Annotated in this window: 22 protein-coding genes and 4 pseudogenes; 8 read left to right on the top strand and 18 right to left on the bottom strand. The window is 60.9% G+C overall.

The window, feature by feature from the left end:
• Positions 1–32: 32 nt before the first annotated feature.
• Together QM712_RS29160 and QM712_RS29155 are read right to left on the bottom strand one after the other, a co-directional pair.
• On the bottom strand, positions 33–464 hold the full coding sequence (locus tag QM712_RS29160) for a response regulator transcription factor (protein WP_415026611.1): 432 nt from the start codon (positions 462–464) through the stop codon (positions 33–35).
• A gap of 39 nt (positions 465–503) precedes the next feature.
• Positions 504–1,233: pseudogene (locus QM712_RS29155) on the bottom strand (DUF3750 domain-containing protein).
• A gap of 104 nt (positions 1,234–1,337) precedes the next feature.
• On the opposite strand from QM712_RS29155, the gene QM712_RS29150 reads away from it, so the two are divergent.
• Positions 1,338–1,823 carry an NUDIX domain-containing protein gene (locus QM712_RS29150; RefSeq protein WP_415026610.1) on the top strand — a complete coding sequence of 162 codons (486 nt, stop codon included), beginning with the start codon at positions 1,338–1,340 and terminating at the stop codon, positions 1,821–1,823.
• Between the two features lie 27 nt (positions 1,824–1,850).
• Here QM712_RS29150 and ligD read toward each other — a convergent pair.
• Positions 1,851–2,770 (bottom strand): annotated as a pseudogene (gene ligD, locus QM712_RS29145) (non-homologous end-joining DNA ligase).
• A gap of 114 nt (positions 2,771–2,884) precedes the next feature.
• On the opposite strand from ligD, the gene QM712_RS29140 reads away from it, so the two are divergent.
• Positions 2,885–3,070 carry a DUF3606 domain-containing protein gene (locus QM712_RS29140; RefSeq protein WP_415026609.1) on the top strand — a complete coding sequence of 62 codons (186 nt, stop codon included), beginning with the start codon at positions 2,885–2,887 and terminating at the stop codon, positions 3,068–3,070.
• Positions 3,071–3,102: 32 nt separating this feature from the next.
• Here the strand turns inward: QM712_RS29140 and QM712_RS29135 are convergent, their stop codons facing one another.
• Complete coding sequence (locus QM712_RS29135) at positions 3,103–4,035, bottom strand: 3'-5' exonuclease (protein ID WP_415026608.1); 933 nt, start codon at positions 4,033–4,035, stop codon at positions 3,103–3,105.
• A 187-nt stretch (positions 4,036–4,222) separates the two neighbouring features.
• Between QM712_RS29135 and QM712_RS29130 the strand changes: the two genes are divergently transcribed.
• From QM712_RS29130 to QM712_RS29105, 6 genes and pseudogenes are all read left to right on the top strand, one after another.
• Positions 4,223–5,155, top strand: a complete 933-nt coding sequence (locus QM712_RS29130) for a Ku protein (protein WP_415026607.1) — start codon at positions 4,223–4,225, stop codon at positions 5,153–5,155.
• A 56-nt stretch (positions 5,156–5,211) separates the two neighbouring features.
• Positions 5,212–5,457: pseudogene (locus QM712_RS29125) on the top strand (hypothetical protein); the annotation flags it as partial.
• Between the two features lie 106 nt (positions 5,458–5,563).
• Positions 5,564–5,692: a hypothetical protein gene (locus QM712_RS29120; protein WP_415026606.1), complete on the top strand. Its 129-nt coding sequence runs from the start codon at positions 5,564–5,566 to the stop codon at positions 5,690–5,692.
• Between the two features lie 62 nt (positions 5,693–5,754).
• Positions 5,755–6,484: pseudogene (locus QM712_RS29115) on the top strand (helix-turn-helix transcriptional regulator).
• Between the two features lie 85 nt (positions 6,485–6,569).
• Positions 6,570–7,202: an acyl-homoserine-lactone synthase gene (locus QM712_RS29110; RefSeq protein WP_415026605.1), complete on the top strand. Its 633-nt coding sequence runs from the start codon at positions 6,570–6,572 to the stop codon at positions 7,200–7,202.
• Between the two features lie 94 nt (positions 7,203–7,296).
• A complete protein-coding gene (locus QM712_RS29105) occupies positions 7,297–8,256 on the top strand; it encodes a LysR family transcriptional regulator (RefSeq protein ID WP_415026604.1) in 960 nt (319 codons plus the stop codon).
• On the opposite strand, the gene QM712_RS29100 is transcribed toward QM712_RS29105, so the two are convergent.
• From QM712_RS29100 to QM712_RS29035, 14 genes are all read right to left on the bottom strand, one after another.
• Positions 8,223–8,468 carry a DUF2274 domain-containing protein gene (locus QM712_RS29100; RefSeq protein ID WP_415026603.1) on the bottom strand — a complete coding sequence of 82 codons (246 nt, stop codon included), beginning with the start codon at positions 8,466–8,468 and terminating at the stop codon, positions 8,223–8,225. The genes QM712_RS29105 and QM712_RS29100 overlap by 34 nt on opposite strands.
• 4 nt (positions 8,469–8,472) lie before the next feature.
• Entirely contained in the window at positions 8,473–9,684 is a 1,212-nt protein-coding gene (locus QM712_RS29095) for a TrbI/VirB10 family protein (protein ID WP_415026602.1), read from the bottom strand.
• A complete protein-coding gene (gene trbG, locus QM712_RS29090; protein ID WP_415026601.1) occupies positions 9,681–10,715 on the bottom strand; it encodes a P-type conjugative transfer protein TrbG in 1,035 nt (344 codons plus the stop codon). Before trbG ends, QM712_RS29095 begins: the two co-directional genes overlap by 4 nt.
• Complete coding sequence (gene trbF, locus QM712_RS29085; protein WP_415026600.1) at positions 10,712–11,395, bottom strand: conjugal transfer protein TrbF; 684 nt, start codon at positions 11,393–11,395, stop codon at positions 10,712–10,714. The genes trbG and trbF overlap by 4 nt, the downstream gene beginning before the upstream one ends.
• A gap of 99 nt (positions 11,396–11,494) precedes the next feature.
• Complete coding sequence (gene trbL, locus QM712_RS29080; RefSeq protein ID WP_415026599.1) at positions 11,495–12,724, bottom strand: P-type conjugative transfer protein TrbL; 1,230 nt, start codon at positions 12,722–12,724, stop codon at positions 11,495–11,497.
• Complete coding sequence (gene trbK-alt, locus QM712_RS29075) at positions 12,721–13,089, bottom strand: putative entry exclusion protein TrbK-alt (protein ID WP_415026598.1); 369 nt, start codon at positions 13,087–13,089, stop codon at positions 12,721–12,723. Before trbK-alt ends, trbL begins: the two co-directional genes overlap by 4 nt.
• Positions 13,089–13,817 (bottom strand): P-type conjugative transfer protein TrbJ, encoded by a 729-nt coding sequence (gene trbJ / locus QM712_RS29070; protein WP_415026597.1) that lies wholly within the window; start codon positions 13,815–13,817, stop codon positions 13,089–13,091. Before trbJ ends, trbK-alt begins: the two co-directional genes overlap by 1 nt.
• Positions 13,814–16,255, bottom strand: coding sequence for a conjugal transfer protein TrbE (gene trbE, locus QM712_RS29065; protein ID WP_415026596.1), 2,442 nt, complete (start codon positions 16,253–16,255; stop codon positions 13,814–13,816). The genes trbJ and trbE overlap by 4 nt, the downstream gene beginning before the upstream one ends.
• 10 nt (positions 16,256–16,265) lie before the next feature.
• The gene (locus QM712_RS29060) at positions 16,266–16,529 is read right to left on the bottom strand and encodes a VirB3 family type IV secretion system protein (RefSeq protein ID WP_415026595.1); all 264 of its coding nucleotides are present in this window, start codon (positions 16,527–16,529) and stop codon (positions 16,266–16,268) included.
• Entirely contained in the window at positions 16,529–16,852 is a 324-nt protein-coding gene (locus tag QM712_RS29055) for a TrbC/VirB2 family protein (RefSeq protein WP_415026594.1), read from the bottom strand. The genes QM712_RS29060 and QM712_RS29055 overlap by 1 nt, the downstream gene beginning before the upstream one ends.
• 1 nt (position 16,853) lies before the next feature.
• Positions 16,854–17,768: a P-type conjugative transfer ATPase TrbB gene (gene trbB, locus QM712_RS29050; protein ID WP_415026635.1), complete on the bottom strand. Its 915-nt coding sequence runs from the start codon at positions 17,766–17,768 to the stop codon at positions 16,854–16,856.
• A gap of 231 nt (positions 17,769–17,999) precedes the next feature.
• Positions 18,000–19,328, bottom strand: coding sequence for an MFS transporter (locus tag QM712_RS29045; RefSeq protein ID WP_415026593.1), 1,329 nt, complete (start codon positions 19,326–19,328; stop codon positions 18,000–18,002).
• 132 nt (positions 19,329–19,460) lie between these two features.
• Positions 19,461–19,886 (bottom strand): CopG family transcriptional regulator, encoded by a 426-nt coding sequence (locus tag QM712_RS29040; RefSeq protein WP_415026592.1) that lies wholly within the window; start codon positions 19,884–19,886, stop codon positions 19,461–19,463.
• A 6-nt stretch (positions 19,887–19,892) separates the two neighbouring features.
• Positions 19,893–20,842 (bottom strand): type IV secretory system conjugative DNA transfer family protein (locus QM712_RS29035; protein ID WP_415026591.1); only part of this gene is annotated, 950 nt, incomplete at its 5' end.

The raw sequence follows: 20,842 nt of genomic DNA, 5'->3' as shown, positions 1-20,842 counted from the left end.
CCGGGTACTCGAACTAGAACCCCGCCGGGTAACTATGTCGATCGGCCGGCGGCCACATCATTAACAGCACGCACGATTTCTGCCGGGTGATAAGGCTGTTGGAGCACGATGCTTCCTGAGACCGGGCGCGGCGTCACTGGAGAGAACCCGGTAACGTAGATCACCGACAGGTCGGGATGATGTTCGCGACAGCGCTCGGCGATCTGCCAGCCGTCGACCTTTCCGGGGAGGCGGATGTCCGTGATGAGCACCTCTGGGACCTCCCGCCTGCACAAAGCTAACGCTTCTTCGCCGTCGGAAGCGGGAATAACGGTGTGGTCTTCCTCGCGCAACGCGTCGACCGCGAATTCCCTGATGAGCGGATCATCCTCGACGAGCAGTATACGCACCGCGGCCCTCAACGCGTTGATAAGATTGACGAACGTCAAACAGTCCAGCGTTTTGGCGGTTCCGAAAAAATTCACAAAAGTTAGGCGTGGTGAGCACGCGTGCGGCGGAGTTGGTCACGCACCAGCGGTCGCACCGAATCGTCCGAGACCTGAAGCTTGATGGCCGGTCGTCGCACGTCGACGCCGACGACCGCACCGAAAAAGTTCAGCTCGAGGCCCTCGACCCAGCCGGCCGTGACGCCGAGATAGCCGGCGAGCGAGACGAAGAAGCCCGTCCCGGAAGAAGTGATACCGAACCATCGTCCGTCGTAGGGAAAGTCCTTGCCGATCGCCGTGGGCGGCGGAACGGCCCGCGACTCGGGCACCGCGTCGAGAGCGGCATGAACGAACGTATTCGAGTTGGGCCCCGGCCAGGCGCTGTAGTCGCCGTAGGCCTTGAACCTGTAGTTCTCGATGACATGCCGGATTTTCGGGATGAGCGCTTCTGCCCGCTCTCCGTCGACCGCAACGACTGTGTCCGGGATCGCGCCAAACCATCGCCCGTCTGGCGCAAACCCGTTACTTCGGATCGGATCGCCCCACGCCGTGTAGTCGTATCGGCTGTAGCTACCGACACCCTTTTCCTTCACGACGATCCAGGTATGGATAGCGAAGATGCTGCGCCATCTCACGGTGCGGGCCGCGAAGACGCGGATCATCGCATCCGGATGCGCGCTCGCGGGCGGTAGCATTCCCGCGCCCGAACGGTCGGCCGTCTGCCAATCGCCCCGGCCGTCGCCGACCCAGAAATACCGGCCGCCGAAGCTGCGATCGGCACGAAGCCGAGGAGGAGAAATACTAGCAAAGATTTCTTCAATGGCGGGAACTGCGGATCATGAACGGTATATAGGAGGCGCCGTGCAAATAGCACGCATCGACATTTGGACGCGCGATACATAGATCCAGGCTATGGCGGCATCACGCGGCACCGCGAGCAAGAAGGTCAGTGCGGGCATCCTCGCGTACCGAAAGACATCCGAAACGGTCGAAGTCCTGTTGGTGCATCCCGGCGGACCATTTTGGCGCAACAAGGACGGCGGTGTCTGGACGATCCCGAAGGGCGAAATCGATCCGGGCGAGGATCCGGAGCAGGCGGCTCGGCGGGAGTTCGAGGAAGAACTTGGACCGGCGGCTTCGGTCGGGGCGTTGCGGGCTCTCGGCGAAATTCGGCAGAAAGGCGGGAAGCGCGTGGTCGCATTCGCGGGCGCGTCGGACTTCGATCCGCGGAGAATTTCGAGCAACATGTTTGAGATCGAGTGGCCCCCGCGCAGCGGCCGCCGCCAGCAATTTCCGGAGGTGGACCGGGCGGAATGGTTCGACATAGAAACCGCGCGCATCAAGGTGATACAGGGGCAAGTCGACCTTCTCGATCGGCTCCTCGAGGCGTTGTCGTAATGTGCGCTTCCGGCCGATCGATGCGATTCAAAGGTCTTCGCGCAGCCCCTTGAAGAACGGGTGCCGGACCGTTCCCTCCGCCGATTTCGTACGATACTCGATCTCGGCGAGCAGCTTAGGTTCGACCCATACGCCCTTGTGGGCGATGCGCTTGGCATACGGTTGAGTCTTCCGTACGAGCGGGTCCAGCCGACGGCGCAGTTCCGCAGTGGAAGCCTTGTCGAAACCATGATCGACCTTGCCCGCGTAGACCAGGTCCGGGCCCTTGCGCCGACCGACGTAAAGTCCATCCCACTTGCTGCCGTCGAGGGCGAAGCCGGCGATGGTCAGCGTCTCGCGCTGCGCGCGGTCTTCTTCACCCAGTTGTTGCCTCGGCCGCCGGTGTAGACGCTATCGCGAACCTTTGAGACCACACCCTCCAGACCGAGCTTGCAGGCGTGCGCGAACATGTCGGCGCCTTCGATCTCGAAGGACTCGCTGAACTGGATCTCGGTGCCGTCGATGAGCTTCTTGATCTCGGCCTTCCGCTGGAACAGGGACAGCTTACGCAGGTCGCGGCCGTTCAGGTACAGAAGGTCGAAGGCGACCAGCACGATCTTCTTCGACGAGCCCTTGAGCTCGTTCTGCAGCACCGAGAAATCCGTGGTCCCGTCGGCGGCCGGCACGACGATCTCGCCGTCGACGACCGCCGAGCTCGCCTTGATACGCCAGGCGTCGTGCGCGACCTTCTTAAAGCGGTTGGTCCAGTCGTGGCCGCGCCGGGTGAAGATCTTGACGGCTTCGTTGTGCAGGTGGACCTGGACGCGATAGCCGTCGAACTTGATTTCGTGAACCCACCGGCTCCCGGACGGCACCTTATCGATCGAGGATGCCAAGGCCGGCTCGATGAAGTGCGGAAACGGCGCCTTGACGCCGATGTCGGTCGCCTTCCTATGCGTAAACGCCACGAACGAACTCCACGCAACAAACAGGCGATTCAAAGTGGCACAGCCTGAATCGTTCCGGAACCCGCGAATCCTTTGTGACGTTGTCTCGACACGTTCAAAGATGGAGGAGCCGACATGGCGAAGGCAGCGAAGAAAACCGCCCGCGGGCACAAACAGGATCGGGCCCGGGTGGCAGGCGGTCAGAAGCACGAAGTCGCCTATGAGGCGAAGAAGAGCGGCCGCTCGGCATCCGCTGTGAAGAAGGCCGTCAAGAAGGTCGGCAATTCACGCAAGCGGGTCGAGAAGCGCCTCGGGCGCTGAAGCCTGCAACGGGCGCTGTAGAAAGACCGCCTTCAGACGCGGCTAGAAAACCGCGTGAAGGCGGTCAGCATCTGCTGCGGTAGGTCGACGTCGCGCAGATAGATCTCAGTCCTGAGGAAAGCGATCTCTTCGTCTAGCGCACTCTCGCGGACATCGACGTACCAGCTTTTCGGACGACCATCCGTGCCATCGCTCCAGCGGTAACCGCGCTTCTTCAACGAGTCCTTGAGCTCGAACGGCGACTGCTCCGCCCATGGCCGGACAGTCGGTTTGCGGGCGGTACCCAACAAGACGGCCAGCGCCGGCGCGCCGGCGGTCGGCAGGACGAAATCCAAAATCTCCAGCAGCGCGTGGCAGTCGTCGACCGCCTGGTGCGCGTGGTGGAAGTAGCCTGCACCATTCAGCAGATAGCCGAGCTTCGCACCGTCGAAGCCGTGTTGCCGACAGTCGACCTCGGCCGCGCTGCAGGCCCAGGCCTTTCTTTCGAAGACCGGCCAGTAGCGCTCCGCAAACTTCCTGTCGAAGGCGCTGTTGTGAGCGATGGTGATGACCACTTCGTCGTCCACGAACGCGTTCACGGTTGCCTCGTCGATCCTGTGGCCGGCGACCATCTCGTCTGCGATGCCGGTCAGCGCCGTGATCTCGGGCGGGATGGGGACGGAGGGCTCGTTGAAGGCGGAAAACGTGTCCCTGACGCCGACGATCCGTCCGTCAGGCGTGTAGTCGAATTTGACCATCCCAAGCTCGATGATCTCGTCCTTGCGATGATCGAGGCCGGTCGTCTCGGTGTCGAGCAGGACGGCAGTCCTAACCTTCTGCCCGGCGGCCGGCGTGTATGCCGCCCGCGGAAGCAGGCGCCGCAGCACCCGGTAATCAGGCGACTGACCCAGGACGCCGGCCAGGCGAGCCAGGTCCGTGGGATCCAGGAAATTCTCGTCTCGGAGGGGCTGCAGCAGGGCGTTCATCGGCCCCCAAGATACCGGCCAAGGCCGCCGCGAGGTATCCAAAAAACAAGCGATTCACGGTTTTTGGACCCATCCGGGCGCGCAGCGGGCAGTTGGCCAATTTTCCTGTTGGCGGGCCCGGAGCACGTCGGAACCGACGGGCTCCGATCGTCTTGAATCCAGTACCCCCACCCGGAGCACCGCGTACATGGCCCCCCGCGCCAACTGGAAAGGCTTCCTTCGACTATCCTTGGTCACCTGCCCGGTGGCGCTTTACCCGGCGACATCAGAGTCCGAGAAGATCTCGTTCAACCAGCTGAACCGAGCGACTGGTCACCGGATCAAGTACCTGAAGGTCGATGCCGACACCGGCGACGAGGTGCCCAACGAAGATATCGTCAAGGGCTACAAGGTCGACACCGATACGTTCATCGAGGTGACGAAGGAAGAACTCGAGAACGTCGCGCTGGAATCCACCCGGACCATCGAGATCGACGAATTCGTAGACCGCAGCGACATCGATCCGCGCTACCTCATCCGCCCCTATTACCTGCGTCCGGACGGCAAGGTCGGCCACGACGCGTTCGCCGTGATCCGCGAGACCATCCGCGAGATGGACAAGGTTGCGATCGGCCGCGTCGTGCTGACGAACCGCGAGCACATCATCGCGCTCGAGCCGCTCGACAAGGGTCTGGTGGGGACGCTGTTGCGTTACCCGTACGAAGTCCGGGATCCGAAGGAATATTTCGACGAGATTCAGGACGTGAAGGTGACGAAGGACATGCTGGACCTTGCCCGGCACATCGTCGAGCAGAAGGCCGGCAACTTCGAGCCCGACAAGTTCGAGGACCAGTACGAAACCGCTCTCGTCGACCTCATCAATCTGAGGCGCGCCGGCAAGCCGATCGTGCCGAAGGATCGGCCGAAGGGCGATAACGTCGTCGATCTGATGGAAGCGCTCCGCCGCAGCGTCGGCGACGCAAAGTCCGCCCCGGGACCTGCTGCGAAGAAGCCGGCCAAGAAGGCGACGAAGGCGATGGCTGGTCAGAAGGAAATGTTGATGCCGATCGCGGGCAAGAAGCCGGCCAAGCAGACGTCAGCGAAGAAGGCGCCGGCGAGGTCGCAGCGGAAGTCGGCGTGAAATATCCGGTGACCCCGGACGGTCGGTATTTCATCGTCCGCGGTCGCCTTTGGCGGATGGCGAACCCGGACCTCGATGAGGGCGAGCGCTAGGCTGGTGAGCCGGCTGATGGCGGCCCGGCGGGCCGTCCGACAGGCCTTGGCGCATGCCGACTCGGCGGCACGCGCCAAGGCCCACCGGGCCGTCGACCGTGCCAAGCGCGCGTTGGGCGAACGCGGCCCGGTTTGGTGGAAGGACGCGCACCGGACCTCAACCGCCACATGGCGAAGAACACGCCATATGCGAAATGGTACGGACAGATCGGGCGATCGCGCCCTGAAGGACCTGATGCTCAAGGCGGCCATTTTCGACATCGACGGGACTCTCATCGATTCGGTCGACCTGCCTGCGCTTGCCTGGCACGAAGCGATGGTCAAGTTCGGCCATGACGTGAGCTTCGCGCAGGCCCGAGGTCAGATCGGCAAGGGCGGCGACAAGCTGATTCCGCACTTCCTGACCGAAGAGGCGCCTAACCGCAATGCGAGCAAAACGAGGTAACGAGCGCACTGATGCAACGGCGCGTCTGAACGTCACTGATCAACGATTGCGAGCAATTGGTCATGCATCGCGTTTTTCAAGAATTTATTGACTCATTAGCGAGCGCTCACGATGACGCGGGCTTTTTGGTGACGATGACGGCTATTGCTAGCGCTCTCGAACTTTCATGTTTCGCCTATCTTGCACTCCCGGGCAGAATAGGAAAAAGGCCGCGACTCATATCAACCTATCCAACGGAGTGGACCGCGCACTATATGCGGAGCCGTTACGAGCTCATTGACCCGGGTCATCACTCAAGCCCTTCAGACGGCCGAACCGTTTCGATGGGGAATAGACACAGCGTCGAGTCGGAGCTCTACCGCCCAACAACAGCTTCTTGACGAAGCGGCTCAGTTCGGAACTCGAATCGGCTTTACGGTTCCCATTCATGATGGCCATGGCCCAGTGGCCGCGCTGACATTCGCGGCCAGCCAGCGCGACGCCATCTTCGGGAAGCGCGTGAAGTCACAGGCGCGAGTACTGCAACTTATGGCCATGTATTTTCATGCTCACGTGCGCCGCAAACTCACACATGAGCATAGGATCGCGGGGGTACTCTTGTCGCCGCGTGAACTCGAATGTTTGCAATGGGCCTCACAGGGTAAAACCGCCTGGGAAATTTGATGCATCCTCGGCATCGCCCGCAATACCGTGGCTTACTACCTGGACAATGCAAAGCAAAAGCCAGGCGTTCGGACGGTCGTGCAAGCGGTGGCGCGCATTGCCGCTGCGAACAAAGAAAAGCAAAATTAGGGCGCGCTCCCCCTACAATTACAGGTGATGCAATTAATCAGAAATCCCGCTTCAAAAGCGTTGAGAGACACGTTTGGGAGGGACCATGATCCAGCTAATAACTGCACCTGCATACGGAGAATTTTCCAACACGCTCGTGGAAATGTACCGGATGCGGCATCGGGTTTTTAAGGTCCGCATGGCGTGGGACGTTCAAACCAGTGGCGACATGGAGATGGATGATTTCGACGCACTGCATCCCGTCTACCTGACGCAAGTTTCGGAAAACGGCCTGGTTCAAGGCTCCGTTCGTCTCCTGCCCTCTCCCGGACCGACCATGCTTCGTGATACTTTCTCCGTACTTCTTGGAGGCCATCCCGCCCCCTCAACGCCTCTTGTCTGGGAAAGCAGCAGATTCGCAATCGACGTTCCCGTGCACGCCGCGAAAGGAGATCACGGCATAACTCGTGCTGCATACGAGCTGTTCGCCGGAATGATCGAGTTTGGGCTTTCGCGGCAGCTCACTGATATTGTTACCGTCACAGACGTCCGAATGGAAAGAATTCTTCGACGAGCCGGCTGGCCGCTTCGACGCATTGGCAATCCTGCCACGATCGGCAACACCGTGGCAGTCGCCGGTTACCTAGAGATCTCGACCGAGATCCTCGCAAACCTTCGCAAGGCCGGTGGTATTTCGACGCCGGTTCTCTGGACGCCAGTAATCTTTGCTGCCGCCTAGAAAGAACCACACGAAGATCCACACGGCCGAATGAGATGAAGGTCCCCGCCTCGATCGGACTTGCTGTCTTGCGATTTAGTACCGAGCCTTGAAAATGACAGAAACCGGGATCCGGACCGATCGGCGGAACGTAGCGAGAGCTATTGACCTGCAACAGCTTCGATTGGCTGTCGTCGCGTGTGACTGCGGAAGCTTTCGACGAGCAGCAGAAGCGCTTTCGATCAAGCACAACGTCCTCAGCCGTTCTATTGGTCAACTCGAGTATTTGGTCGGCGCTGCACTGTTCGATCGCTCAAGCGGTGGAATCAAGCCTACGCTCGCCGGCCGGCCGGTTCTGCGAATTGCGCGGTTGATCCTGGAACAGGTCGACATGCTCGTCGAAACCGGTAAATCCGGTGGTCGTGGCGAAACTGGCCATCTTGTCATTGGCTTCTACACGTCCATGTCCACCGGCAATTTGCGAGCGACGATAGGTGAGTTAAAGAAGCTGATCCCGCAACTCGAATTGGCGACGGTGGAACGCTCTCGCTCTCGTCTGATCACTGCCCTCCGTAACGGTACCGTTGATGTTGTTGTTAGCCCTGGACGTCTGCCTTCAAAGGACGCCAGATCACTATTGCTGTGGAGCGAACGCATTCTAATCTCGCTGCCCCAGGATCACTGGCTGGCTGCACGCGAAATCATCTATTGGACCGACTTGCGTAACGAAAAGATTCTTCTAAGCGAATATGATCCTGGACGAGAACTTGAAGATCTACTGATCTCGAAGCTCGTGCTGCCCGACGACCGCCCCAAGGTAGAGCGCCATGATGTAAGTCGTGGCATCATCAAGAGTCTGACGAGTATGGGCATGGGGCTTAGTCTGGTAATGGAATCGGATATTGGTGCAAGTTTCGCTAGCCTGGTGTACCGGGAGCTGCAGGACGGAGCGGGACCAAGCCGAGTAGACTTCCATGTTCATTGGCGCGATGACAATGAAAATCCCGCTCTGAAGCGTTTCCTGAACCTGTTAGCAGAACGCTACCCCTCGCCTCCGGCGGCTCTCGGGGAATGATTGGCTCGTCTCGCCTTTGCAAATCCGCGGTCCGTGGCCATAAAGCGCGCCAACATGAGTGCGATCAGCTTCACCGGATCGATGCGCTGCCCATTTTCGCGTGCCAAGGCCTCTGCATAGGCAACGAGATCTCGATGCACTGATGCTGGAAGCTCAGTGGTAACCTTCACCGGCTTGTCGTCGGGCAGTGCTCCTATTCTAAGCTTGGACATCCGCTTATCCTCCGTAGGGCGCAAGTAGGAGGTCGCGGTTGACGACAACGCGAACCGGGAAACCAGGTTCCACGGTCAGCGTGGGCTGGATGTTGAGACTGCGCCGAACCACCTGCTGCCCTGTCTGGTTCAGTGAGTCCGAGGCGCCGTGACGCAATGCCTGGATGATTGCGCTGTCGTTGCTGTTGGTGTCCGAGCCGGCACCCAGTTCGGTTCCCACGGCCAGAAACGTCGATAGTGCCGCAGCCTTGAATAGCTCACCCCAGTGATTGTCGACCTGGTCTTCGAGGCCGGCATATCCGGAGGTGTCAGCGCCAGGCTGCCGCTCGAGAACGATAGAACTTCCATTCGGCATGATCAGCCGGGTCCAGACGAGCAGGACGCGGGACTGGCCAAACGTGACCTGGCTATCGTAGATGCCGATCAGACGCGCTCCCTGAGGCACAAGGAGAAAGCGGCCGGTCGGCGTGTCAAAGACATTCTCGGTGACCTGCGCCGTAACCTGGCCTGGAAGGTCTGATCGCATTCCGGTGATCAGGGCTCCCGGAATCACCGTCCCGGCCTGCACGATGTACGGTGAAGCTGGCCTAGTGATGCGGTCGGGACTGACCGTGCGACGATCCACAGAAGCGCTCACGAAGGCAAGCTTGCGGTCCTGACCGTTCTGCGCAGACCCATCGTCCCCAGTGCTCGTTGCGTTCGGTGGCGCGACGCGGTCGTTTCCAACATTCGCAGCGGCGGACGGACGCATCTCTCGTCCATTGGACGAAGCGAACAAATGGCTGATACGGGCTGCCTCGGTCTCTTGGTCCCGCCGCTGCTGGTCCGGATCAGCACCGATCGTCGGCGACTGCCCTTGAGCAGCAAGGATTGGCCGACCAAGGTCCCCGGGGAGCGGCGGACCAAGCTGGGGGATTGGCTGGCGCGGAACGCCAGCATAGTCCTTCGGCAGCGTCGTAATACCGTCGGCAACATTGTGATGGTCGGTACTGTAAAGCTCATCGGCCGCCTGATTACGGGAGCGATTGTTCTGGAGTGACCACAGCACCGCTCCGCCGATAACAAGCAGGGCAGCTGCGCTCCCGCCGGCCAGGACCTTCCGCGATAACCGCGTCACACGCGGATGCTCCGCTCTCAAGCGGAAGATTTCGGACTGCACCCCTTGTGTCTCCGGCGGAAGTGCTTGCTCGTGATCGTTCTCATTCCGAGTGCTCATGACGACGGCCTCCCGTCGGTCCTGACAATCCTGACCTTCTGCTGGTGCTCACCGCCGAGCCGGAGTTCGGCAGCAGCAAACAGCCGATCGACGATCAACACGTTGCCGTAGGTGCGATAGTTGACGAGCTCGGTCTTGCCGTCCGGGCCGATGACAAAGAGCGGTGGCATCTCGCCTTGCGCGATCCCTTGCGGGAATTCGACGTAGACCTTGCGGCCATCGTCATACACGGCGAGCGGCCGCCAGGGAGGACTGTCCCCTTCGATGGCATAGCGGGAGATACGCTGCGCCGGATCGGGAAGAACAGGTTTCAGAGCGACTGAACGGGATCGTTCGCGCGCAGTTTCCGGATAAAACCAGGCAACAGATGGCATGTAAGAACGCTCGCGAGAACGTAGCTCCATAAGGTAGGTGCGCCTATCAGTATTGACAACAAGATTGGTCTCGATCGATGCGCGGGTCGGCTTGACTAAGATATGGACGCGCCGCGTATCGCCGTTTCCGCTCTCGGTATCGCCAACGACCCAGCGAACGGTATCTCCGGCCGCGATGGGCCCCGATCCCGTCAACCGCTCTCCTTCCTCGAGTGCGATATCCGTAATCTGCCCCGGTGCGGCGTAAATCTGATAGAGCGCCCCGGGACTGTAGGCGTAGATTTGCGCAGCGTTGAAATACCCGCGCTTGCGCGGTTCGACCCGGGCTGCGCTGTTTGCGGTCTCAACCCGGCTCACCGGTTCAGCATCTTCCTTCCCTCCCGACTTGCCGCCGAGAGCCGGCTTCCAGAGCGGCGGAATGTGAAGCGGCCGCGACCTGTCGTCCAACGCCGCTGGCGCCGCCGGTAGCGGCGGCACTTCAGCGTCATAGCTGATCTCTGTAGGAATATAGGTCGCGCACCCACCGAGAGCCGACGAGCAAAGCAAGAGCGCTAACAGACGTGCTTGCCTTGAGGACACGAACCGGGACCAAGCCGAGCTGCGCCTGTTCTGCGGGAAAGAACGATTCGAATGAACGTGATGCGTCGTGTTGGTCACTGGCTCAACTCCTTCGACCAGTTGATGGCGCGGACATAGACGCCAAGGGGGTTTTTGCGCAGGCGTTCGGCATCGCGCGGCGTCTCGATCACGATCGTGAGGATTGCAGTCCAGCGCTCCGTCGAACTCAGCGAGCCGTTCTCGTAACTGCGTTGAGTCCATGCGACCCGAAAGCTTTCCGACGACGCGCGAATGACGCTCGAGACGTCGACTGAGATTTGGGCCTTGCCCAGCTTGGCAAAGGGGTCATTGTTGCGCGCATAGTCGTTGAGCGCAGCGGCGCCACGATCGGTCGTAAAATCATAAGCACGGAGCCAGTTTTGGCGTAGAACGATGCCGTCGGCCGGTAGGCCTCTGACATCCTCGATGAAACGCGCCAGATGGTAGGCGATCTGCGCATCAGTGGGTTGATAGTCGATGTTGGCCGGCGCAACCCTTTGGGCCTGGCCGAGATGGTCCACTTCAACCACCCAGGGCGTGATCGAGCCTTGGCTCGATTGCCAAACAAGGCTCCCTGCGAGACCGGCTGATAACATCAAGCAGCTGAACGCCATCAAGCGCCAGTTCTTGGCCTGCACGCGGGCGGATCCAATGCGTTCGTCCCAAACCTGCGCTGCCTTTTGGTATGGCGTGATCGGCTCGGGCATACGCCCATAGTGTACGGAAGGTCGTTTGAACATCGATTATTGCCCCTGAGATCAAGTGATTGGTTTCGAGTTGTGCGGTGTATGCGTTTCAGTCACCCACGCAGCGAGTCGCGAAGGCGCAGTGGCTGAGTGTCAGCGCTCTCCTTCAGACAAATCGACGGAAGAGCCACCACCACCGTGATCACCTGAGCGGACTGCGTGGCTGACTGCCGACGCACCGTGCCGAACAGTCTCGGCACGCTTCATGCGCCGCGCCCAATCGGGCTGCCCTTCGACCGAAGTGCTCGCGCCCTGCGGGCCGGCTTCCGCACCTCCGCCAAGCGCAGCCGCTGCACGACGCAACGGGCTCATGGCAGGTGAGCTACCGGCCTCCGCGGCGCCAGCGAAGCCGCCGCTTCGATAGGCGGCTGATGCTGCGCTCATGGCGGCGCCGCCACTACGCGCTGCACCCGCAATCGCGCCGCTAGCGAGACCAGCACCGCCGGCGGCAAGTCCCGCGCCCGCCACAACGATGCCGCCAGCAGCAAGGCCTGTTCCAATTGCCGCCCCGGCGCCGAGCTGCGGTCCGCCTGACACAAGGCCGTTTGCAATACCCGGACCGAAGATACCGAGGCCCAGCAAGGAGAGCGCCGCAAGCACCAGCGTCATCGCGTCTTCAATGGTCGGCTGTGCGCCGCCAAAGCCCGTGGTGAATTGCGAGAACAGGGTCGAGCCGATGCCGACGATGACGGCAAGGACCAGAACTTTGATCCCTGACGATATAACGTTGCCCAACACCTGCTCCGCCGCAAAGGCTGTCTTGCCAAACAACCCAAAAGGGATGAGCACGAAGCCGGCCAGCGTTGTGAGCTTGAACTCGATTAGAGTGACAAAGAGCTGGATCGCCAGAATGAAGAAGGCGAGCAGGACCACGACCCATGCGAACAGGAGAACAACGATCTGGACGAAATTCTCGAAGAAGCTGATGTAGCCCATCAAGTTCGAGATCGAATCGAGTAGCGGTCGGCCGGCATCGAGTCCGACTTGGGCGATCTTACCCGGTCTGAGGAAGTCGGATGCGGACAGGCTTGCGCCCGATGCCTTCAGTCCAAGACCGGCAAAGCTCTCGAAGATGATGCGCGCCAGGCTGTTCCAGTTGCCGATGAGGTAGGCGAAGATCCCCACGAAGAGCGTCTTCTTGACGAGGCGCGCGATGATGTCTTCGTCAGTTCCCCAACTCCAGAACAACGCGGCGAGCGTGATGTCGATCGCAGCAAGGGTCGTTGCGAGATATCCAACATCGCTACCCAACAGCCCGAAGCCATTATCGATATAACGCGTGAACGTTTCCAGGAACTGGTCAATGATCCCCGTACCAGTCATGGCTTGTTCGCCTCGGGTGCCGCCAGGTTCGGATATCCCTGCGGGACTCGGCTTTGATCCTTTTGGGCAGGTATCGAGTTGGTTGAGTCATCGTGGCTGGGAGCTACGAGGCCGTCTTTCCTGCCGAGGAAGCGGCGCCGGTTTTCAGCCCAAATCTGCTGGCAGCGGCGAAAATCTGCCGTCTCCTCTGGAATGACGCCGCGGCAGTGTACGAGGTCGGCGTTGGCTGCATCGGTCCTCTGCTCCGCCTTCGGCGCCGCCCCAGATTCGTCGCGGCCACGCAGCTGAATCGTGCAGGCCGCGACGGCCACCAGGCCGATTGTCGTAAGCAGCGACAGCGCCTTGAATGCCCTTACATCGGTCATCAGTGGAACATCTGCACGTTGGAGGATTGATAGCCCTGCCCCGGTGTCAGGAACCGCCGAAGTTGTTCTCGTCCCTGATCCTGGGCCGCGGCGCGCTGAGCCGCCTCAAGGCTCTGTGCCCTGCCCTGCGCCGCGACGGCAGCCGTGAGATCGGCGAGTTGTTGCGCCTGAAGCGCAAGGATCTGATTGCCGGCTTGGGTTGCCTGCAGGGCGCCACTGGCACCCTGGCTCGACGTTACGAGCGCCGACGTCTGGATGCGATTGGTGTCGAGGTTGCCGACGACGCCGGCTTGGACGCGAAGCGCATCCTGCAAGGCGGCAACAGAATTCTGCCACCGCGATTGAGCGTTGGTGATTAGCGCGTGGCTGGACTGGCTCCCAGTGATCGGCGCATAGCTGGTCGAGAAAGCGCGATCGATCTGCTGGACGTCGTAGGCGATGCGCTGGGCCTGGGCCAGCAATTGTTGAGTCCGCTGGATCGATGATTGCAGTTGCTGCAGCGACGAATACGGCAGGTTTGCCAGATTCTTTGCCTGATTGATCAGCATCTGCGCTTCATTCTGCAATGAAGCGATCTGATTGTTGATCTGCTGCAGCTCCCGCGCAGCGGTCAGGACGTTCTGAACGTAGTTGTTGGGATCAAAGACGATCAGCGCCCGTGCGGGCATCGTGACGCCGAGCACCAGCGCGATGGTGCCGGCAGCCGCCAACAGGCCAAGACGCCTCATAGCGATTTCTCCAGATTGCCGAGATTGGGGATCAGATCGGTGGCCCAGGCTGCGCCACGGTGCTGGAGCCAGGCCGGCACAAAGCCGTCAGGTCCATGTTCGGCGTAGAGCTCCGCGATGGCAGTCTGGTCGGTCTTGGACGAGGCTGCGGTGAATGCGAGCGCAACTTCACCAAGGCCAAGTTCGAACATCCGGTTGCCGCGGCGGGACTGGCAGTAATAGTCACGTTTTGGCGTAGCCCGGCACAGAAGCTCGATCTGGCGGTCATTGAGCCCGAAGCGGCGGTAGATCGCAGTGATCTGCGGTTCGATCGCCCGCTCGTTCGGCAGCAACAAGCGCGTTGGGCAGCCTTCGATGATAGCCGGTGCAATCGCGGAGCCATCAATGTCCGAAAGCGACTGTGTGGCGAAGATGACGGACGCGTTCTTCTTCCGAAGCGTCTTCAGCCATTCCCGGAGTTGCCCCGCAAAATCCTCGTCATCGAGGGCAAGCCAACCTTCATCGACAATCAGGAGTGTCGGCCTGCCATCGAGACGATCACCAATACGATGGAAGAGGTACGCCAGCACGGCCGGCGCAGCACTCGTTCCGATCAAGCCTTCGGTCTCAAATGCCTGGACCGAGGCCTCGCCAAGACGTTCGAATTCGGCATCAAGCAAGTGCCCGGACGGACCGCCCAGGCAGTACGGTTGCAACGCGCGCTTCAGAGAGTTCGATTGGAGCAGGACGGACAGGCCAGTCAGGGTGCGCTCCTCCCTCGGCGCCGAAGCGAGAGATGTCAGCGCCGACCACAGATGATCCTTGACCTCCGGGGTGATCTCGACCTTCTCCCGAGCAAGTATTGCGCAGATCCATTCCGTGGCCCATCCGCGTTCGGAAGGATCGTCAATCCAGGCCAGCGGCTGCAGGGCGACGGGTTGTTCACCTCCGTCGGACAATGCGCCACCGAGATCATGCCAGTCACCGCCCATGGCAAGGGCGGCCGCCCGGATCGAACCACCGAAGTCAAACGCAAAGACCTGAGAGTTCGGATAACGTCTGAACTGTAGCGCCATCAGCGCGAGCAGCACTGACTTGCCAGCGCCTGTCGGTCCCACCACAAGGGTATGGCCGACGTCACCGACGTGGAGCGAAAACCGGAACGGCGTCGATCCCTCGGTCTTGCCGAACAGAAGCGGCGGCCCCTTGAAGTGAAGGTCCCGCGCCTCACCGGCCCACACGGCCGACATCGGGATCATGTGGGCGAGGTTGAGGGTCGACACCGGTGGCTGCCGCACATTGGCGTAGACGTGCCCCGGCAAACTGCCGAGCCAGGCTTCGACGGCGTTCACCGTCTCGATCATGCAGGTGAAATCGCGGCCCTGAATGACCTTCTCAATCAGCCTCAGCTTTTCATCGGCAGCACCGGGATCGCGGTCCCACACCGTGATGGTTGCAGTGACAAAGGCTTGTCCGATCTGGTCCGACCCCAGTTCCTGCAGCGCCGCGTCGGCGTCTATCGCCTTGTTGTGAGCGTCGGTATCGAGCAGCGTCGACGCCTCGTTCGTCATGACCTCCTTGAGGATGGCGCCGATGGATTTTCTCTTCGCAAACCACTGCCGACGAATCTTGGTCAGCAGCTTGGTGGCATCGGTCTTGTCGAGCATGATCGCTCGGGTCGACCAACGATAAGAGAATGGCAGGCGATTCAGATCATCCAGAACTCCCGGGGTCGTCGCGCCCGGAAAGCCGATAATCGTCAGAACCCGCAGGTTGGCTGCCCCCAGCATCGGCTCAAGCCCGCCGGTCAGCGGCTGGTCTGCCAACAGCGCATCGATGTACATCGGAATTTCGGGCAGGCGAACCCGATGACGCTTGGTCGAGATCGTTGAATGCAGGTAGGTCAGCGTGTCCTGATCATCGAGCCAGGCGCATTCCGGCATGAATCCTTCAACGAGCTGAAGCACACGATTGGTCTGGTCGATAAACCCGCGGATGACCTCGCGCGCGTCCGCTCCAACGGTCCGATCGCGCCCCTCGTAAAGCAGTCGCTCTGCCTTGGCGGCCCCTTCCTCTGGAGGCAGGTAGAGGAAGGTCAGGAAGTAGCTGGACTCATAATGGGCACCCGCCTCCTCGAACTGAGCCCTGCGTTCCGCGTCAACCAGTGCAGACGCGACATCCGGAAAGGAGTTTGCCGGGTAAGCACCCGCAAAATGGCGTTGCGCTTCAACGAAGACCGCCCAACCTGATCCCAGACGGCGCAGGGCGTTGTTCAAACGACCGGCGACACCGACGAGTTCGGCCGACACTGCGCTATCGAGGTCAGGTCCCCGGAACTTTGCTGTCCGCTGGAACGAACCGTCCTTGTTCAGGATGATTCCCTCGTCGACGAGAGCTGCCCAGGGCAGGAAGTCGGCAAGGCGCGCGTTGGAATGGCGATATTCGGCAAGATTCATCATGACAGAGGCCTCAAGTGTTGAGATGTGCGGGAATGCGCAGATGTCGGCGCACCACATCGACAAAGGCGGGATCGCGCTTGGCGGCCCAGACAGCGGCCATGTGGCCGATGAACCAGAGGACAAGCCCCGCAATCCAGAGCCGAAGTCCGAGCCCCAGGGCTGCCGCGAGCGTGCCGTTGACGATCGCAACCGACCGCGGCGCGCCGCCCATCAGGATTGGCTCAGTGAGCGCGCGGTGAACGGGCACGACAAAGCCTGTGACCGATTCATCCATCAGATCACCACGCCGCCGCCGAAAGAGAAGAACGACAGGAAGAAGCTCGAGGCGGCAAACGCGATCGACAGCCCGAAGACGATCTGGATCAGCCTGCGGAAGCCGCCCGACGAATCTCCGAACGCGAGGGTCAGCCCAGTCACAACGATGATGATGACGGCAATGATCTTGGCGACCGGCCCCTCCACCGACTGCAAGATCTGATTGAGCGGCTGCTCCCATGGCATATTCGAGCCAGCCGCCCATGCCGACGGGGCTGCCACAAGCACCGCGCCGAAGGCTGCCAACGATGCACCTCGAAGAAAGCGAAATTGCTGACGCATGTCAGTCTCCTGCTGATGATAGGTTGTAGTCACCGGCGGCCCCGAGCCCGGTGACGATGGCGAGTTCAGCGAGGCGACGGTCACCGCCCCGCCCCGCAAGCACAGCAACGAGGTTGATGGTCTCCGCGATCAGGGCGCGCGGAACCGTGATGACGGCCTCCTGGATGAGTTGCTCGAGCCGCCGCAGCGCGCCGACCGCGCTGCCCGCGTGGATAGTCCCGACGCCACCGGGATGACCGGTGCCCCAGGCCTTAAGCAGGTCGAGCGCTTCGGCACCGCGAACCTCGCCAACCGGAATGCGATCCGGACGCAATCGCAGCGATGAGCGAACCAGGTCGGAAAGCGTGGCCACGCCATCTTTGGTCCGCAAAGCTACAAGATTGGGCGCCTTGCACTGAAGTTCGCGCGTATCTTCGATCAGCACGACCCGATCGGAACTCTTTGCCACCTCGGCCAGGAGCGCATTCGTCAATGTTGTCTTGCCGGTCGCTGTCCCGCCGGCGACCAGAATGTTCTTCCGTGCGGCGACCGCGTTCTGCAGGATTTTGGCCTGCTCCGAGGTCATGATCCCCCTGCGGACGTAGTCGTCGAGCGTAAACACGGCGACGGCGGGCTTGCGGATCGCAAAGGCCGGTGCCGCGACGACCGGAGGCAACAGACCTTCGAAGCGCTCGCCGGTCCCGGGCAATTCGGCCGAGACCCGCGGCGAGCCGGCATGCACCTCCGCACCTACGTGGTGCGCTACCAGGCGAACAATGCGCTCGCCGTCCGCCGCCGACAGTGTTTCGCCTGTGTCGATCAGGCCATTCGACAACCGGTCGATCCACAACCGCCCATCTGGATTGAGCATCACCTCGATGATCGCTTGGTCTTCGAGGTAGCTGGCAATCGCAGAGCCAAGCGCGCTGCGCAGCATTCGCGCGCCGCGCGAACTTGCTTCCGATTGAATGGAATGGATTGCCACCTTTCGCCCCCCCACCGAACGAGGACGTCCAACGAGCGTCCTCATATGGGGATGATTAGAAAAGGCACCGATGGACCTGGCGCAACAAGCGGCTTCAGTGATCGTAGACTGGCGTAGAAAAAGAAAGACCGAGAACTGATGCCTGAGGCGTGCTCAATCGTATCGTGCTCGGCGAGCTACCGCTCACCACTCCGCATCGTCATCCGCGGGCAGGAGGATGACCAAATCCTCATACGACCCAACTGACACGACAGCGTAGGAAACATCAACCGGCTTGAAGAAGAGGATTGAACTCATCCATGAAGCGACGGATCGGCGCCAAGGCAGCGCGAACCAGACCAACGTCGCGATTTGCAGCGCTATGCTGAGACCAAACGCGACTTGATAGGCTCGGACGGGCCTATGCCCATCATTTGCGGACCATTGCTCCAGGATAAGCCCTGTCGAGTATTGCGCCAGAAATGCCCAACCGAAGTGCAAAACGTTCAAGGCACCATTGGCACGGCCGGCAAGCTCCGGCGGGAAGTAATCCGCTATCACCGCGAAGCTGACCACTGTAGCCGTTCCGACAATTGCGACAACCGACCAGGGCAGGATGGACGGCAAAGAGGCTCGCAGGATCAGGGACAACTCAGCCGCGATGAACAGCACCGCAACCATCGCTAACACCGCCTCCGCCCCGATTCCTCTCCGTTTGATGGAATGGACGGTCGTACCGAATAACCAGGCGCCAGCGCTCAATACGATGGACATAATAAAAAGCTGTCTGACGAGACTTGCGCGATCAAGCCCCTCCACGTCGGTCAACCACGGTGATGCCCACAATCCCTGCAGAGACCAGGCTGATCCGACGCACGTCGCCGACAACGGGGCCATTCGCCAGAAGCGACGATCGCCGAGAACGGAGCCAAGAGTGGCGCGCGCTGCTGATGGGACAATGCCTCGCTCAGGCACGACGGCATAGATGAGAATGGCCGTCGCACCGGTAGCGGCCGCCAGGACCTTAAAAAGTTGCCGCCAGCCTATCCAGGCGAGCAGGTGTTCGACGGGGCCCGTAGCAGTCACCGCTCCTAGCGATCCCAGCATGACCATGTAGCCGTTAAGCAAGGCGACACGCTCCTTGGGGAACCAGAGGACGATCGACTTCAGTCCTGCGGTCAACGCCGCAGCCACGCCAAGCCCGATCATTGCACGCGCGACCAGAAGCGACAGGAAGTCAGTCGATATCGCGAAGAGGCCGGCGCCTGCTGCGGCAAGCAAGAGCAGGACACTCTGGACGCGACGCGGACCAAAGCGATCCAACAATATACCGATGGGGATCTGAGCGGCCGCGAAAACAAGAAAATAGACCGACGTAAGCAACCCGAGGTCGGCAGTCCCAACCCCGGTATCCGAGCTGAGATGGTTGGCGATCATAGCATTGATCGTTCGAAACAGATAAGAGAGATAGTACCCAGCTACAAAAGGGAGAAAAACGCGCGCGATTCGACGCCATGCCGTTGAGACTTGCATGCTGGCCCCTTTGCTCTCAGCTCGCTCGAGCCGATAGCGCGTCCAGCTTTTGTCGGTTCGGCAAAATCGCCGCCATCGTAGACTAGCGCAGAAAAAGAAGGACCGGCGAATTGGTCTTTCTTCAGGGTTCAATCAGGTTTCTTCGGCCGGTTCCTGACGGCGGATATCTTCTGGTATTTCGCGCAGAAAGCTTTGCCCCTTCTGCAAACGGCGCCCGAGCGCCTCGACAAATCCTTCAAAGCGCTCCCGACCCTTTGCCTGCGCGGCCGCCTGCGCGTCGTTTGGTAGCGGCGGCGTGATCGTCAGCCAGAAACGAATGAAGAGGGCCAAGGTCTCGGCCGTCAGACCAACGTCACGCTCCAGTCGCTGCATCTGACGCGATAGCCGATCAAGGCGACGGGTAAACGCTGCCTCCCGCCTGTCCGCTCCGTCCGGTGATAGAAACGAAGCGACAGCCGCTTCCACGATCGCAGACCGGGAAAGCTTTCTGCGATCGGCGAGTTCCGAGATCTGTTTCAGAAGCTCTGGAGGGAAGTAGACGTTCATCCGGTCGCGCATATTGCCTCAAAGCTCCATGCCGTCATTCGGGTCCAGGACGACTTGACGGGCAACGCCGCGCATCTGCTGACGCATAAGTCGAGATTGGCGGACCGCGTCCTCGTCGTCGTCAAGTACAGCGGCAAATTCCTCGGCCGGCGTAGGCTCGTTTGTTTCCTTGACGATCGCGACGTGATCGGGGAGTTCCGCCTCACGACGGAGCCCGCTGTTAGCCGTGTCTTCCTCGGCCTCCGCGGCTTTGTCAGTTGGACTTCCGGTCGGCGTCGGCGTTCCGAGCGCTGACCATCCGTCCGTTCGCGATGATCGGCCGGCCTTCGCCGGATCGGGCGGCGGCAGAACCCGCTCGGTGAACCGCCGATCCTCGTAGTAGCGGGCCTTCTTCGCCCGGATCGGCGGCGTGCCCGCCACCATGACGAGTTCGTCCATCGGCGGAAGCTGCATGACTTCGCCGGGGGTCAGCAGCGGCCTTGCTGTCTCCTGGCGCGAGACCATCAGGTGTCCAAGCCATGGGTTCAACCTGTGCCCGGCGTAGTTCTTCATCGCCCGCATCTCGGTCGCCGTACCCAGCGCGTCGGATACCCGCTTGGCGGTCCGTTCGTCATTGGTCGCAAAGCTGACGCGGACGTGACAGTTGTCGAGGATCGCGTTGTTGGGTCCATAGGCCTTCTCAATCTGATTGAGCGATTGCGCGATCAGGAAACTCTTGATGCCGTATCCCGCCATGAAGGCGAGCGCGGACTCGAAGAAATCAAGCCGCCCAAGTGCCGGGAACTCGTCGAGCATCATCAGAACGCGATGGCGACGGTCGCGGGCGTGCAAGTCCTCGGTCAGGCGTCGGCCGATCTGGTTCAGCACCAGACGGATCAGCGGCTTGGTCCGAGAAATATCCGACGGCGGCACCACGAGGTAGAGCGTCGTAGGACTGGCATCGGAGATCAAGTCCGCGATCCGCCAGT

It is taken from the genome of Bradyrhizobium sp., assembly GCF_047605465.1.
Lineage (GTDB): Bacteria > Pseudomonadota > Alphaproteobacteria > Rhizobiales > Xanthobacteraceae > Bradyrhizobium.
The sequence above is the reverse complement of the archived record's forward strand: the minus strand, read 5'-3'. Positions and strand labels throughout refer to the sequence as shown.